The 15,146-nt window shown below is 52.5% G+C and carries 10 protein-coding genes; 9 read left to right on the top strand and 1 reads right to left on the bottom strand.

The window, feature by feature from the left end:
- Positions 1 to 5 precede the first annotated feature (5 nt).
- The 9 genes from Poly41_RS19235 (at position 6) to Poly41_RS19275 (ending at position 13,983) form a co-directional block, all read left to right on the top strand.
- Positions 6 to 581: an acyltransferase gene (locus tag Poly41_RS19235; protein WP_146528362.1), complete on the top strand. Its 576-nt coding sequence runs from the start codon at positions 6 to 8 to the stop codon at positions 579 to 581.
- Positions 582 to 661: 80 nt separating this feature from the next.
- Complete coding sequence (locus Poly41_RS19240) at positions 662 to 1,813, top strand: DegT/DnrJ/EryC1/StrS family aminotransferase (RefSeq protein ID WP_146528363.1); 1,152 nt, start codon at positions 662 to 664, stop codon at positions 1,811 to 1,813.
- A 133-nt stretch (positions 1,814 to 1,946) separates the two neighbouring features.
- Entirely contained in the window at positions 1,947 to 4,145 is a 2,199-nt protein-coding gene (locus Poly41_RS19245; protein WP_197231452.1) for a GumC family protein, read from the top strand.
- A gap of 18 nt (positions 4,146 to 4,163) precedes the next feature.
- The gene (locus Poly41_RS19250) at positions 4,164 to 5,582 is read left to right on the top strand and encodes an O-antigen ligase family protein (RefSeq protein WP_146528365.1); all 1,419 of its coding nucleotides are present in this window, start codon (positions 4,164 to 4,166) and stop codon (positions 5,580 to 5,582) included.
- Between the two features lie 47 nt (positions 5,583 to 5,629).
- Positions 5,630 to 7,099, top strand: a complete 1,470-nt coding sequence (locus Poly41_RS19255; RefSeq protein WP_197231453.1) for a flippase — start codon at positions 5,630 to 5,632, stop codon at positions 7,097 to 7,099.
- Positions 7,100 to 7,116: 17 nt separating this feature from the next.
- Complete coding sequence (locus Poly41_RS19260; RefSeq protein ID WP_146528367.1) at positions 7,117 to 8,256, top strand: glycosyltransferase family 4 protein; 1,140 nt, start codon at positions 7,117 to 7,119, stop codon at positions 8,254 to 8,256.
- Complete coding sequence (locus Poly41_RS19265; RefSeq protein ID WP_197231454.1) at positions 8,244 to 9,233, top strand: glycosyltransferase; 990 nt, start codon at positions 8,244 to 8,246, stop codon at positions 9,231 to 9,233. The genes Poly41_RS19260 and Poly41_RS19265 overlap by 13 nt, the downstream gene beginning before the upstream one ends.
- Positions 9,226 to 10,455 (top strand): glycosyltransferase family 4 protein, encoded by a 1,230-nt coding sequence (locus tag Poly41_RS19270; RefSeq protein WP_197231455.1) that lies wholly within the window; start codon positions 9,226 to 9,228, stop codon positions 10,453 to 10,455. Before Poly41_RS19265 ends, Poly41_RS19270 begins: the two co-directional genes overlap by 8 nt.
- 288 nt (positions 10,456 to 10,743) lie before the next feature.
- Entirely contained in the window at positions 10,744 to 13,983 is a 3,240-nt protein-coding gene (locus Poly41_RS19275; protein ID WP_197231456.1) for a N,N-dimethylformamidase beta subunit family domain-containing protein, read from the top strand.
- 148 nt (positions 13,984 to 14,131) lie between these two features.
- Here Poly41_RS19275 and Poly41_RS19280 read toward each other — a convergent pair whose 3' ends face one another.
- The gene (locus Poly41_RS19280; protein WP_231615781.1) at positions 14,132 to 14,923 is read right to left on the bottom strand and encodes an FkbM family methyltransferase; all 792 of its coding nucleotides are present in this window, start codon (positions 14,921 to 14,923) and stop codon (positions 14,132 to 14,134) included.
- Between the last annotated feature and the right edge of the window lie 223 nt (positions 14,924 to 15,146).

Below are 15,146 nucleotides of genomic sequence, written 5' to 3' on the forward strand. Positions count from 1 at the left end.
GCACGATGATTCATCCCCTCGCCCTCGTGGATGACGTGAATGCGATCGGTCCTGATACGAACGTCTGGGCCTTCGCTCATATTATGTCGGGAGCCACCGTTGGCAATCACTGCAATATTGGCGACCATGCGTTCATTGAGTCCGGTGCCGTCGTCGGCGACTATGTCACGGTCAAGAATCATGTGCTCATCTGGGAAGGGATCACCATCGATGACAACGTGTTTTTGGGGCCCGGCGTTGTGTTTACCAACGATCGATTTCCTCGATCCCCGCGGATGATGATTGCTCAACATCGCTATTCGGATCGTGCAAATTGGTTGGTCAAAACCAGGGTGCATCGTGGATCTTCCATCGGCGCCTCTGCCACGCTTTGCCCTGGAATTGAGATCGGATGTTTTTCCATGGTTGGCGCGGGGTCGGTGGTGACAAAAAACGTCCTTCCGTACAGTTTGGTGATGGGATCGCCAGCACGGCATGTACACTATGTTTGCTCCTGTGGGCAGAAGCTCACAGCAGATTACCGAACTTCCACATGTTGCCATTGTGGTGAAACAGGGCAAGAGCGGGTCATGCCAAGCTAAGAGCCTTGGGCGAACCATTGCCTCCCCCCCCCCATTTATTTGTTTATTACTTTTTCTCATTCTTTCGAGAAGCTTCTTCTATGAGTCAACCTGCTAATCTGGCACCGATCCCGCTTGTCGATCTTCAAACCCAATCGCGAGCCCTTAAAGAGGAAGTGCTCCGCCGGATGGGAGATGTCATGGATGGTGCACGGTACATCTTGGGCCAGGAAGTCCAAGAGTTTGAAGAACTGTTCGCGGCTTACTGTGGTACCGATCATTGCATCGGGATGGCCAATGGCACGGAAGCGATTCATATGGCACTGCGAGCCCTTGATATCGGGCCGGGCGATGAAGTGATCACCGCTGGCAATTCCTTTGCGGCGACCGCATTTGCTATTGCGCATGCGGGGGCAAACGCCGTGTTTGTCGACATCGATCCGGCCGACTTCAATATCGATGTTTCGCAAATCGAAAACGCGATCACCGACAAAACCAAAGCGATCATTCCCGTGCATTTGTTTGGCCAGCCGGCGCGAATGCGTGAGATTCTCGCGATCGCTCGGCGGCACGGGCTGAGGGTCATTGAAGATGCCGCCCAGGCCCATGGTGCAGAGTTAGAGGGTCAGCGATGTGGTTCGTTTGGCGATATTGGTTGTTTTAGCTTTTATCCAGGAAAGAATCTCGGTGCATTTGGTGATGGTGGTGCCACGGTCACGAACGACCCCAAGCTTGCCGAAAAGCTTAGGCTATTGAGGAACTATGGCCAGAGGGTGAAGAATCGCCACGACCTGTTGGCGTTCAACAGTCGTCTTGATACGATCCAAGCCTGTGTGCTGTTGGCCAAGATGAAACACATCGAGAACTGGACCGAACAGCGGCGGACCGTCGCTCAATGGTACCGCGAGGATTTGGCTGACACCAACGTCTTGCTGCCCCAGGAGCATGACGATGTGCGGCATGTGTATCATTTGTTTGTGATCCGTACGCCGCATCGAGAGCCTTTGATGGCGGCCCTTGCGGAAAAGGGGATCGCGGCAGGCATCCATTATCCGAATCCGCTGTGCACGGCGCAGCCGTTCGAGGATTCACCGACGATTCCGATGGGATTGCCGGTATGCAAGCTGGCGGCGGATGAAATTGTCTCCTTGCCCATGTATCCTGAAATGACGCGAGACCAGGTTTCGCGAGTCGCGGATGCGGTTGCTGCATTCGTCACACAACCCAAGGAGTGCGCCAGTGAGCTCGTCTAGACATGCAATCGCAACCGCTGAACCTGAAATACTGGAAGCGAGGTCCTTTCCAGCACCGTCTCAAGTGCCGCATTGGGTAGACACAGGTCGGTCTCGAGGATTCGGGATTGCTTCCTACCTTGAAATCCCCTTCATGCACAAGCGGCTAATCGCCTTTTGCACGTTGATAGGCATTTTGGCGGGCTGGTTCGCGATTCTCGCTTGGCCGCGAACGTACCTATCCGAAGCAAAATTGATTGTTCGCGTTGGGCGAGAAAATGTATCACTTGACCCCACGGCGACGACGGGATCCACCTTGCTGTTCCAGAAAACACAGCAGGAGGAAATTGTATCGGTTTTAGAGGTTCTCAGTAGTCGACAAATTATTGAGACGGTTGTTGATAATCTAACGCCAGCGGCAATTTTGGACGGCCAGTTGGTAGGGGCTGCCTCTCAAGAGCAGGCAGTGACTGACGAGGGTTCGTTGGGTGATCAAGTTTTGCGATCTTATCGGTCCGTCCAATCTTCCGCATCCAAATCGCTGCAGAAGTTTTTGTTGACGGCTGGGGTGAAGGAAAGCCTTGGTGATCGTGAACTCGCGATTATGAAGCTGCAATCGTCTCTTGCAATCCATTCGCCTCGCGATTCCACCGTGATCGTGATTGACGCGAAAGCGAAGACACCGACGATGGCTCAGGCGATTGCGAAAGAAGTCACAGCATCGTTTTTGGATCAACACTTGATGGCTTCGCACACGGAAGGGTCGCTTGAATTCTTTGAAACCCAGTCAGCGGAAGTCGAAGTTCAGCTGAATCGTTTGGTTGAGCAACGCAGTGATTTCATGCAAGAGCGAAAAATCGTTTCGATCGAGGGCAACCGCTCTTTGTTGCAGGACCGATTGACGGGTATCGATCGCGACCTGGTCATCGCATCGGGTGAGCTGGAGCAGGCGATTTCGGAAATCAATGACCTGAAAGCGAAGATTGAAGAAGCGGACGATGAGATCGTTTCCTCCAAGCTTGCCGGTTCCAATCCGACGTGGAGTGGGATGCGGCAGCAGGTTTACGAACTTGAAATTCAGGAGCAAGAACTCGCTGCTCGAAGCACAGGCGACCATCCCATGCTTCGAGTCATTCAAGCCCAGCTTGAGGGTGCTCGGAAAGCGTTAGCGGAATTGGACAGTCAGCGAGTCGATGAAAATACAACCCCGAATCCGTTGAAGATGAAGCTTCGTGAGGACTTACAACTCCAGCAGACTCGCGTCGCTGGTTTGCGGTCGATGGTTGAAACGAAGGAGCAGCAGCGAAGTGAAATGGAGCAGCGTATTGACGAGTTGCTCGACGGAGAAGAAAAGCTGACGGAGACGGACCGCAATATCCGATTGATGGACGCCAGCCTTCAAATGTTGCGCGAGAAGCTGGAAGAGGCCCGAGTACTGGATGAGCTGAATTCCAAGGAAATCTCAAACATACACGTTTTCCAGCCTGCTTCGTTTGTGGAGCGGCCGGTCAGCCCGAAGAAACCCATGCTGGGTGCTGGGTTTCTTTGCCTTGGTTTGATGACTGGGCTTGGATTATCCTTTTTGAGAGAAGGCGCATCGCCAACCCTGCGAACCAGCGATGATATTGAGTTCCAGCTCGGTATCCCAGTGGTCTCGACGCTGCCTGCGATGCGAAGGATGAGGACGCCGCGATTGAAGGATCAACAGCTGATGCGGCAGAAGTGTCAAGCACTCGTCTCCGAAGTGCTCCTGTCCCAGGGTAATCGATCGCGGCTGCATGGACGGTCGCTTGGAGTGATTGGTGTTGACTTGGGTGCCGGAGCGAGCACGCTGGCGGTCAATCTGGCGACGGTTAGCAGTACCGACTTTAACATGAAGACAATGTTAGTCGATGCCGATAACCGACAACGTTCCGTTTCCAAGCGGTTCGGCCTCAATGGTTCTCCCGGTCTGGTTGAACTCGTTGGTGGGCATGCATCTCATGATGAGTGCGTTCAACGAGCGGATAATGTGGCGGTTGATCTGGTTGCATCGGCAGCGGACAACTGCGACGCCGTGTTGACCAGTGGCCCGGCTGAGATCGTTCAGGCACTGCAAGCGTATCAGCACGAATGTGACTTGATGGTCGTCGATTTGCCTGCTGCGAGTGACCCCAATCAAGCGATCGCATTGGCTCAGCATCTCGACTGTGTGTTGGTCGTTGTGGAATCCGAAAAAACGCTTTTGGCCGCTGCGGAAAGATTGTTGTCTCGACTTGCTGATAGCGAGACAAACGTTGTAGGCGTCGTCCTTAACAAGACGCGTTGTTACCTGCCGAGAGTGATGCGGGGGTTTGTCCATCCTCGGGTCTAACGCGGATGCTGGCCAATCATGTTGTCTTGTTCTCGATCCTCTACCGTTGGTCTCGATGTACCTCGATGCCCAGCAGCTGCAGAGCTGAGCTGGCTTGAGCGTGTCGCGGTTTTGGCGATCGCCGTAGAGATTCCACTCGGTATCGACAAGTACTATGCGTACCACGAACAAGATGCCGAGTTTGGCGCCGTTGCTGGGCTAGGGATATCGCTAACCAGCTTCGCCTTGATTTTTCTTTACGTGCGATGGTTTGCAGATGCTTCCCTGCATCGACGTCGAATGTTTTTTCGTCCCCTGTTTGGGGTTCCGATGCTGATCTACTTGGTCGTCACTCTTCTGAGTGCGTTGTCAGCAGTGAAGCCGATTCTGTCGTTATTTGATTTTGCTCTATTGTTTCATGCCTACGCACTTTTCATTTTTCTCGCCAATCGAATTCAGACAAGGCAAGACATTGTATTTTGCATTGTCGCGTTGGCAACGGCAATTGTCGTACAAGTCCTGCTCATGTTCTACGCGGTAGCTCTTGGGCTTGACGGCGATAGAACTTATCTTGGCCCCCTACTCATTCAGGTTTGGGAGGGCAAGCGGTATGCTGGATCGATGCATGCGCCGAACCTTGCTGGTAGCACGCTGGCAGCGATCTGGCTGCCCGTATCCGCCTCGCTGCTATTTCTGCGTAACCGCCGAGTATGGTGGTTCGTTTTGGCGGCGACGATGATGGGGCTTGTTGGAATTTTGATGACCCAGTCTCGAGGTGCCGTGTTAACAACTTTCATCGGTGTTGTGGTTATCACGGCGGGTCTCATGTCGCGTCGCTGGGTACCGAGGTGGGCGCCGGTGCTTGCTGTCTTGTGCTGCTTCGTGAGTCTCTACCCACTATTTCATTTTTATCAAAATCGGCTTTCTGTTGACGATGGCGGGTCTGCTGCCTCACGAAAACATCTGTCATTGATAGCACTGGAAGCTATTTCTCAACGACCGATCATGGGCTATGGTGCCGGAAATTGCCATTTGGCATGCCGGGATTTCGCCGATCAAGCGGAGTACCGTGCCGAGTGGTATTACACCACTCACTGTAAGTACTTGCTGGTATGGGTCGAAACAGGAATTGTCGGGCTGCTCGCTTTCTTGATGATTCTTGCGACCGGATTCTGGCAGGGCGTTAACGTGTGGCGTTCGAGAGATCCGATTTTTTCGGTCCTCGGACTTGCGGTCATCGCTTCGATCGTGGGTGGGATGTTGCACATGGCGGTTGATTTATTCAATTCACGAGCGCAGGTTCAGATTCTGTGGTTCCTGCTTGGCTTGAACGCGGCCACGTTTAAGATCTTGTATCCGAATAGGTTTGCACAACTCTCGCGATCAGCACCGTTTTCAGCGACACGTCTCGCCACACGACTCGAATCATGTTCCGTTCCGTCCACTGGTTCATCTTGATGACCGTGATACATGGACAAGTCTCTCCAAACCGGTGACGCCAGCTAGTGAAAGAAAAAGAAACCAAAGAGTTTGCGGTGATCCGTCGCCACGCGAGGAACGCGATGTCGTTGCTCACCAGCGATGTGCTGAACAAAGCAACGACCTTTGTTATCTACTTGTTGGTAGCGCGGTATCATGGCCCGAGGGCTTTTGGCCAGTTGTCGCTTGGTTTAATGCTGTTCTATGTCTTTCAAGTGTTCGCAACCGCAGGGCTGCCAACGATTGTAACTCGGGCGATTGCTCAACACTCGGGGCGAACCGATCGCTACTGTGCAAATGGGCTTGCCGCAGGAGCTTTGGCCGGAATCCTGTCCATGCTGGCGTTGTTTGCGTTGGCATTTAGTATGCGATACGATCGGGACACGACTCGTCTGATTTGTCTGTTGGGTCTTGGCGTTGCACCGTATGGCATGGCGATCATCCTCGAGTCTGTTTTTCGTGGTCGGGAGTGCATGCACTACATTGCCATCGCGAATGTCTTTTCCAATACGGTCAAAGTCGTCGGCGCTGCTGCTCTGCTCACCTATGGTTTTGATGTGATGGCGATCGCAGTGCTGTTGGTTGGCATTCGATGGTTAATCTTGGTGGTCGAATTTTCTTTTTATTGGAAGTTTTTGCAGGTCAAGCGACTCCGAATCCAGTTTCGATTCGTCAAGCGAATCCTGCTGCGTTCCTTCACGTTCCTTGGAATCGACGCAATTATTGCAAGTTGGTCAAGCGTCAATACGCTGTTGTTGTCGAAGCTTGCGACGGAATATGAAGTTGGGCTGTTTAGTGCTGCCTGCCAGATTCTGCAACCCATGGCATTGGTGAACCGTAGCGCTGTTGCTGCCCTCTTCCCCGCTATGTGCAAGAGCTATGCAATGAACTCGGCTGGCTTGCGGCGGATTACATCTTGGTTGGCTGCGTTCTTGGCGTTTTTTAGCATTCCTGTTGTTGTGTTGCTCGTTTCATTTGCTGGACCTGTTGTCAACCTCTTTTACGGTGGCAAAGACATGCAACAAGCCGTTCCACTGATCAAGGTGATCGCAAGCACTCTGGTGATTCAGAGCATCACGTCTGTGTTTGGAAATGCGTTGTGGGCGGCCGGGCGTGAACGGACGGTGTTGCGTATTGTTTCATTCAATCTGGTTGCCAATATCGTTGTAGGCTTTTTGCTCATTCGGTTTTATGGGTTGGTGGGTGCTGCCTACACCTATTTGCTGATTTCTGTTTTGAATGGCGTTCAGCATTGGTATTCCTCCAATCAGTTTCTGCAATCCAGTCCGCTTGACAGGACGGTTCTTGCACCTCTTGCTGCCGGGGCAATGATGTGCCTGCCGATCGTTTTTCTGGCGAGTAGCGATCCCATCACGGCGGCCGTCGTTTCCATTTTTGTGTACGTCGCATGCATGGGGCTTTTTGCGATGTGTTGTGAGCATGGAAGTCTACGCAACTTACCTGCTCGTGTTTTCGCGCCACTGATTGATCTTTAATTCGAGAGACCGACAACATGAGAATCGCTTGGGTTACATACGGATTTGAGGAGTATAGCGCATATCATGTCAATGCGCTATGCCAAGAGCATGAATGTTTGGTTGTTATACCGGGGGATGAGGACGGGGCAACGCGTTGCCCGATTGATCCTTCAATCGATCTATATGCATTTTCCAAACCGCGCCTTCGTGAACCATTCAAGCAATGGTTATGTGCCCGAAGGATTTTAAAGCGCGTTCACGATTTCCACCCCGATGTGGTTCACTTTCAAGGCGGGCACATGTGGTTTAATTTTGCTCTCAATTCACTTCGTAGGTACCCACTTGTCTTAACGATTCACGACCCACGTCATCACGCAGGGGACAGGAACTCGCGAAAGACCCCCCAATGGTTAATGGATTACGGTTTTCGAAAGGCCGATCATGTGATTGTTCATGGAGAGGCATTGGCCGTGGAAGTCAATGAAATCTTTGCGCTCGAACGTGAGCGAATTCATGTGGTCCCCATGATTGCAAGAGGGGAAGAAACGGTGGGCAATGAAGTTGAAGAGGACCAGAATTTGATTTTGTTTTTTGGGCGAATCTGGGACTACAAAGGTCTTGATCAGCTGATCGCCGCTCAACCATTGATCAATGATGTTGTTCCGGATGCGAGGATCATGATCGCCGGGCAGGGAGAAGATTTTGGTAGATATAGGGCTCTTATGCAAGATTCGTCGAAGTTCATCGTGCACAATGAGTGGGTAAGCGATGAGCTGCGAGCACAGTTCTTTCAGCGGTCCGCAATCGTTGCACTTCCCTACAACGAAGCTACTCAGAGCGGTGTCGTGCCAGTTGCTTACAACTATGGCAAACCGGTCGTTGCGACCCGTGTTGGCGCGTTACCAGAGTGCATCGACGACGGCGTGACGGGACTGTTGATTCCACCCCGCGATCCGCAAGCGATTGCTGACGCCGTAATTGACCTGCTGAAGAATCCTGAGCGTCGACGCCAGATGGGAAGGGCGGGCAAGGCGAAACTCGATCGTGAATGCTCGCCAAGCGTTGTGGCCCAACGGACCGCAGATGCCTACCGATCGGCGATCAAGTACCGTGGAAAGCATGCGACAGGTGCTGTGTCGCTGGAGCGTCAAGAGGATTTGCAATGCGGGTCTTAATGATTTGTCCTGAACTTCCTCGTTTGGAATCGCCGGGAACCATGGCCCCTGGGGCGCGACAGATTGAATCGCTTCGCCGACTCGGACTGTCGATTGATGTTGTCGATATGCGAGGCATTCCCAAGCTGAAATACTTGCAAGTTATTCCACGTATCCGCAGATTGGTTCGAGACGTCGATGTCATTCACGCACACTTTGGTTACTGCGGTTGGCTCGGCTATCTCGCTCCCGTTTTGACGCGTCCGAGAAAACCACTTGTCGTTTCGTTCATGGGGAGCGATTTGCTTGGATCGCCCTACAATGTCCAGGGAGATCTCCACCGGTTTAGCAAGTTCATGGTTCGCATCAACAAGAAGCTGGCTTGGAAAGCGAGTCGGGTCATTGTCAAGAGTGCAGAAATGGCCGGTGTCATTGCGCCGGCTCCTTCCGTCGTCATTCCGAACGGGGTTGACGTTGAACTTTTTCGGCCGATCGATCGCGTCAGTGCTCGAACCGAGCTCGGTTTACCGCTGGATCGGAAATTGGTCCTTTTTCCCGGCAACCCAGATGATCCACGCAAGAACCATGCGCTGGCAGCCGAAGCGACTCGGATTGCGTCGAGCATCAGCGACCAATCGATCGACTTGGTGCCGCTGTGGCGTGTTCAGCCAGAGCAGGTGGCGGTCTATATGAATGCGTGCGATGTGATGGTGATGACGAGTCTGCTGGAAGGGTCCCCCAATGTGGTGAAAGAGGCGATGGCTTGTAATACGCCGGTTGTGGGCGTACCGGTGGGCGACGTTGAACAATTACTCGAGGGTGTTGAGGGCTGCGAATTTTGTTCTCGTGATCCCAACGAAGTCGGCGATGCCATTCTACGAGCGTTTCAGGCGCCTCATGTTGCCGCACGCGAATCCATCCTGGAACGTGGGCTGGATTCCGAAAGTGTGGCGAGACGCATTTCAACCGTTTACGAGCAGGCACTGGGTGATGATTGAGGTGCTAAACACCGATCAGTCGGAAATGCGGCCGAAGCGAATTCTCATGTTATTGGAGAACCAGAGTTTTCCCGATGATGTTCGCGTGCTTCTTGAAGCCGAAGCCTTGCTCGCGGCAGGGTACGAACTGACCGTGATTTGTCCAACGGGCGATTCGCGTCAATGGTTCGAGAGGGTAGGTGAGTGCCGAGTCTATCGGTACCCTCAACCATTTGAAGCTCATGGTTTTTTGGGCTATGTGTTCGAATACGGCTACAGTCTGACGGCCTTGTTTTTATGGTCTTTGTATGTGTTTGTACGGCATGGATTCGATGTTGTGCATGTCCACACACCACCAGACATGACCGCAATGATCGCCATCTTCTACAAAGTGTTCGGCAAACGTTTTGTATTTGATTTGCACGATTTATCACCCGAACTCTATTTGGCACGTCGTCAAGACGACCGACCGAACATCGTCTACAAACTCTTGTTGTTCTTTGAACGCCTAGCGTGCCGTGGGGCAGATCGCCTGATTGCAACGAACGCGAGTCAGCGGGATATTCAAGTCAATCGGTGTGGCGCGGATGAAAAAGACTGTAGCATTGTGCGCAATGGACCCAATGGCCTCTTCCTGAGTGAGGTCCAAGCGAAACAGGACCTTGTTGATCGAAAGAAGATCACACTCGGTTACGTCGGCGCCATCGGCATCCAGGATGGCGTCGATTACATGGTGCGCGCGGTCCACGAACTGAAGGTCCAACACCAACGTGAGGATTTTATCGCTGTGATTGTGGGGGATGGACCGGCAATGAAGCAGCTTCGAAAGCTCGCCGTCGATTTAGATGTCCAGGAGCTTATCTGTTTTACGGGAGGGATCCCCTTCGCCTCCGTTCCTGCCTACATCGCTGCGTTTGATATCTGTCTCACTCCCGACCCCAGTAATGCATACAACGATAGCTGTACAACGATCAAGACGATGGAGTACATGGCACTCCGAAAGCCGACGGTCTGCTTTCGTACACGCGAAAACCAACTAACCGCCGGCGATGCAGCGTTGTATGCCAACAATAACGACGTGTCCGAATTTTCGCGTCTGGTGTGCCAATTGATGGATGAGCCATTGCTGAGAGCATCCATGGGAGAGATCGCACGGGCGAGAATTGACAATGGCTTGACCTGGAAACATCAGGCGGTTTCTCTGGTTTCGCTCTACGAGAGTCTGTTTGATCCATCGATTTGACGGCTTAAACGAATCCTGACCTTTGATGTGCCATGTGCTTATACGCACGATCGGCAAGCGGTCTGCCTTGATCGCGAGCAGGCGTTGGAAAACAGTGGAAATCAACGCCGCGACAGTGATCTTGTTGTCACAGCGTCTTGTTTCTGTCAGATAATTTGACCGCGTTTTTGAGTGTATGTCGCTTTTCACAACGCATGCGTCTGGTATAAACGACCATTACAAACTACCCAATTAGCCTGTTCTTAGGTGGTGTACGTCAAGTCCATGGCCATTAACGCGGAGCCAAGTATGTCCAAGAATCGGTCCCGAGCTCGAGCAAGACGGCGTTCCTTTGAAACCCTTGAGCGGCGAATGATGCTGAGCTGCACCGGTTTGGGCGGCACTTCGGTCGAGTGTTTTTCGAGTGAGGGCGCTGGGGTTTCAGAATCATCATGGTTACCAGCCGAAGCGCCGCAGCATGCGGTAGAAGGGTATACGTCAGAGACTAGCTTTGCTCCGGGGGATACGTTTGCGCTTCACGTTAGCACCTCGCCTGCGCAGCCCTATCGCGTGGAGATTTATCGTCTTGGATGGTATGACGGTGATGGTGGCAGGCTTGTCGCTCAACTACCTGCGAATAGTAACGAAAGTTTGATAGGAGTGGAGCAACCCATTCCCGCACCGGATCCCGTCACCTTTGAAATCCGTGCAGATTGGTCAGCGACCGATTCATTCATCGTGCCCGAAGACTGGGAATCCGGTTACTATGTTGCCAATCTTATCTTGACGGCGGGACCGGACACTGGCAAAGCTCAATCCATCCCCTTTGTGGTCCGCGCTGAAGCGTCGCGAAACGCTGATATCGTTGTTGAAGTTCCCGTTAACACGTGGCAGGCCTACAATCGTTGGGGTGGGCATTCACTTTACGATCCTGATCCCGCGGACAAAGTGTCTTTCGATCGCCCTTATGACAAGAGCGCCCGGTCGCTGATTCGCTATGAAATCCCTCTTGCAAGGTTTCTCGAACGCGAGGGGTTTGATGTTGAGTATGTCACCAATGTGGACGTACACCGTGATCCCAGCAGTCTTTTGGATCACAATTTAGTGATTTCAACGGGCCACGATGAATACTGGTCCGGAGAGATGCGGACTGGGTTTGATACCGCAAGAGACTCGGGAACGAACTTGGTGTTTGCTTCATCGAATACTGCTTACTGGCAGGTGCGCTACGAGAATGCCGAGCAAACCTTGGTGGGCTATAAGGTCAGCCCAGAAACCATTGGCGAAGATCCGGAACCTGATCCGTCGAAAAAGTCGATGAAATTTCGTGACCTCACGCCGGCTCGACCCGAGCATGAACTATTGGGTGTGCAGTACCTTGGTGGCCATTCGCCTGACTTTAACTTGGACGAAAGCACATTCTCTGACTACACCATCGTGGAGTCAGCCTTGGGGGATGCTTGGTTTGACGGCACGGGGATCGTAGCGGGTGATGTTTTTGAGAATCGGGTCGGTTACGAGTGGGACCAGGTTGTCGAGGGAAACACGCTTGGACTAACAAGCTTGTTTGAGTATGCCGGAGCTCCTTTGCGAGCGGATGCCGTGAAGTACACCGCACCGAGCGGCTCAACGGTCTTCTCGACGGGATCGATGGGCTTTAGTTACGCTTTGGACAACTGGCGACCCTTTGGAGCACCCACTTCACCTGCCGATCCCCGCTTGCAGACCTTCATGCGAAATGTAATCAGTGACCTAGGTGCAGGTGCTGTCACAGGTGATGAGTCAGTGGTTGAGATACTTGCAGCGGGATACACCGGCGAAGAGCAGATGCAGCTGCTCGTGGATGGCGAGGTGGTGGCTACATGGGACAATGTTGGCGGCGATCGGCGTGCGCGTCAGTTTGTTACGTTCACGTACACGCATCCGAGTCCATTGGAACTTCGAGATTTACGAGTCGTGTTTGCGAATGACGGGAACACTGCTACGGGTGCAGATCGCAACTTGATGGTGGATGCGATCGTGCTTGATGGGGTTCGTTATGAGAGCGAAGCTCCGACGACCTATTCCACGGGGACGTGGAGCAGTTCGAATGGTTGCGGGCCAGGAAACAAGCAATCGGAGGTGCTTCATTGTGGTGGCGGAGGGTACTTCCAATACGATACGTCCGTCGGCGGTACGGTAACGGTCGATCTCGCCGCGTCGAGTGACTCAGGTGATTCAAGTACCGACAAGATCACGAATGACAACACGCCGACGCTGATTGGCGTCGCCCCCGTCGGAAGCACGGTTGAAGTGGTCTCTAGCCTTGTCGGCTCGTTGGGTACGACGCTCGCGGCAAGCGACGGAACCTGGTCACTTACGAGTGGAGTGGTTCTTTCGGATGGAGTGCATGAACTTACCTCGACCGCGGATGGCAGCAGCGTTTCTTTGCCGCAGTCGGTTACGATCGATACGCTTGGTCCGACGGTTTCGATTGAGCAATCGGTCACTCAAGCCGATCCGACTACGTCTTCGCTGATCGCGTTTGATGTTTTGTTTAGCGAATCGACAACGACGTTCAGTAGCGGGGATGTCTCCATCGCTGGCTCTGCTGGCGCGACGACCGCCGTCGTTAGCGGCAACGGCGTGTCGTATACCGCATCGGTTAGTGGAATGACGAGCAGTGGCACTGTCATCGCAAGCGTTTCGGCTGGCGTGGCCTCGGATATTGCGGGCAATCCTAGTCTAGCGAGCACCAGCCAGGATAATGTCGTTGATTATGAGCTTTCCACGGCCGATAGTGTCGTCGAGATACTTGCCGCGGGGTACACCGGCGAAGAGCAGATGCAGTTGCTCGTGGATGGCGAGGTGGTGGCTACATGGGACAATGTTGGCGGCGATCGGCGTGCGCGTCAGTTTGTTACGTTCACGTACACGCATCCGAGTCCATTGGAACTTCGAGATTTACGAGTCGTGTTTGCGAATGACGGGAACACTGCTACGGGTGCAGATCGCAACTTGATGGTGGATGCGATCGTGCTTGATGGGGTTCGTTATGAGAGCGAAGCTCCGACGACCTATTCTACGGGGACGTGGAGCAGTTCGAATGGTTGCGGGCCAGGAAACAAGCAATCGGAGGTGCTTCATTGTGGTGGCGGAGGGTACTTCCAATACGATACGTCCGTCCAACCAGCAGCACAGAACCAAGCTTTACCACAAGACGTCAACGGCGATGGCAGCGTTTCGCCAATGGACGCGATTTTGGTCATTAACCAACTGAGCGAAATTGCTGTGGGTAATGGCGAGGAGGTGTTGTTGCTGACTCCCTTTGATCATCTCGATGTCAACGCTGACGGCATCGTCTCTGCCCAAGATGCATTGCAAGTGATCAATTTCATGACCCGTCAACTTCGTAGTGACTCGATAGGCCAGATGAATGTGCAACCAGGCGTATTCCATCTTGAGGTTCAGAGCGACGTCGACGATCAAGACGAAGAAGAGGACCTTCTCAATCTGCTTGCCGATGATCTTTCGGGAATGCAACAAAGCTTTTCCGAAAGAAACCTCTGATGAGCTCCTGCCCTTTGAATCGCAGAAAACAGAACAAGCAAACCGACGAGCAGATGTGATGAAGAAAGAGGTCCCACGCAAGCGGCCTTTATTCATCCAGAATGCCAGATGCGAAAGGAAGCTTGTCACCGCCCTTAGGCATTCACGACTAAGGGCTAAACAAAGTATTCATAGCCTCAACCACTTCAGCGGATTGCTCTCTAGGAATAAATAGAAAGTTATTGATATAGACACCGCGTCGTTCCCAACCACTTTTCCAACTGCCGATGTTTCGGTCGTCCTGGTGTTCCTCTACACTGAATTTGTCGATGCTATGTAGCTGACCATCGAGCAAGAAAAATCCCTCATAATCCAGCTCATGGAGCAAATTTTTCAGGTCGTCAACCGCATGAACACGGTGCCGATTCTCGGACTCAATTAACAGCTTCGGTCGATGTCGGGCAATGGTTTCGCGTGTGCCGCGCAGGACAGCTACCTCATGTCCCTCTACATCAATCTTAATACAACCGACGGAGTCTAGAGCATAGTCATCGAGACGGCGGAGATTAACGACCAGCTTTGTCCTGGGGCTATTGTCTTCATCATCCAAGCGGTTTTCTGACTCGATTGTACTTCGCCCTTGGTCATTGATGAGGACTCGCATTTCGGAGGTCCCTTCGTGGTCAGACAACGCTACTTGCTCAACACGCACCGAGGCTCCAACACTCGTGAACATTGCTTTCAGTTCATCGGCCTGTGCGGGGCGCGGTTCAAAGGCGATAACGTTGCGTGAAACTTGCAACATGTTAGCAGAAAAAACGCCTGCATCAGCTCCAATATCGACAGACGTCTTGTTTGGTTCACATAGCAAAGAAACGATACGCAATTCGTCTTTACTACTTGAAGTCAAAAAGGAATTAAACTTGTATCGCCAAAAGCGACGGGGAAATAGCTTTTTCACAACCATTTTCACTGGTTGTTTTAAGATCGACCGTAGGTTCATGATGTTGAATGTAGAGCAAAGTGTTTGAGAACTAGCAGGAGAGAATCATCCGAGAAATAAGGGACTTCAAAAAAAAGAGCGATTGGAATCTCGGTTATTGCAGAAAACTGAACTCTTGTCATGTCGAGCTCAGACGTCTTTTCCTGCTACTCCGGATATCTGTAGAATGAAGTCGGAAAAC

The organism is Novipirellula artificiosorum, from assembly GCF_007860135.1.
Lineage (GTDB): Bacteria > Planctomycetota > Planctomycetia > Pirellulales > Pirellulaceae > Novipirellula_A > Novipirellula_A artificiosorum.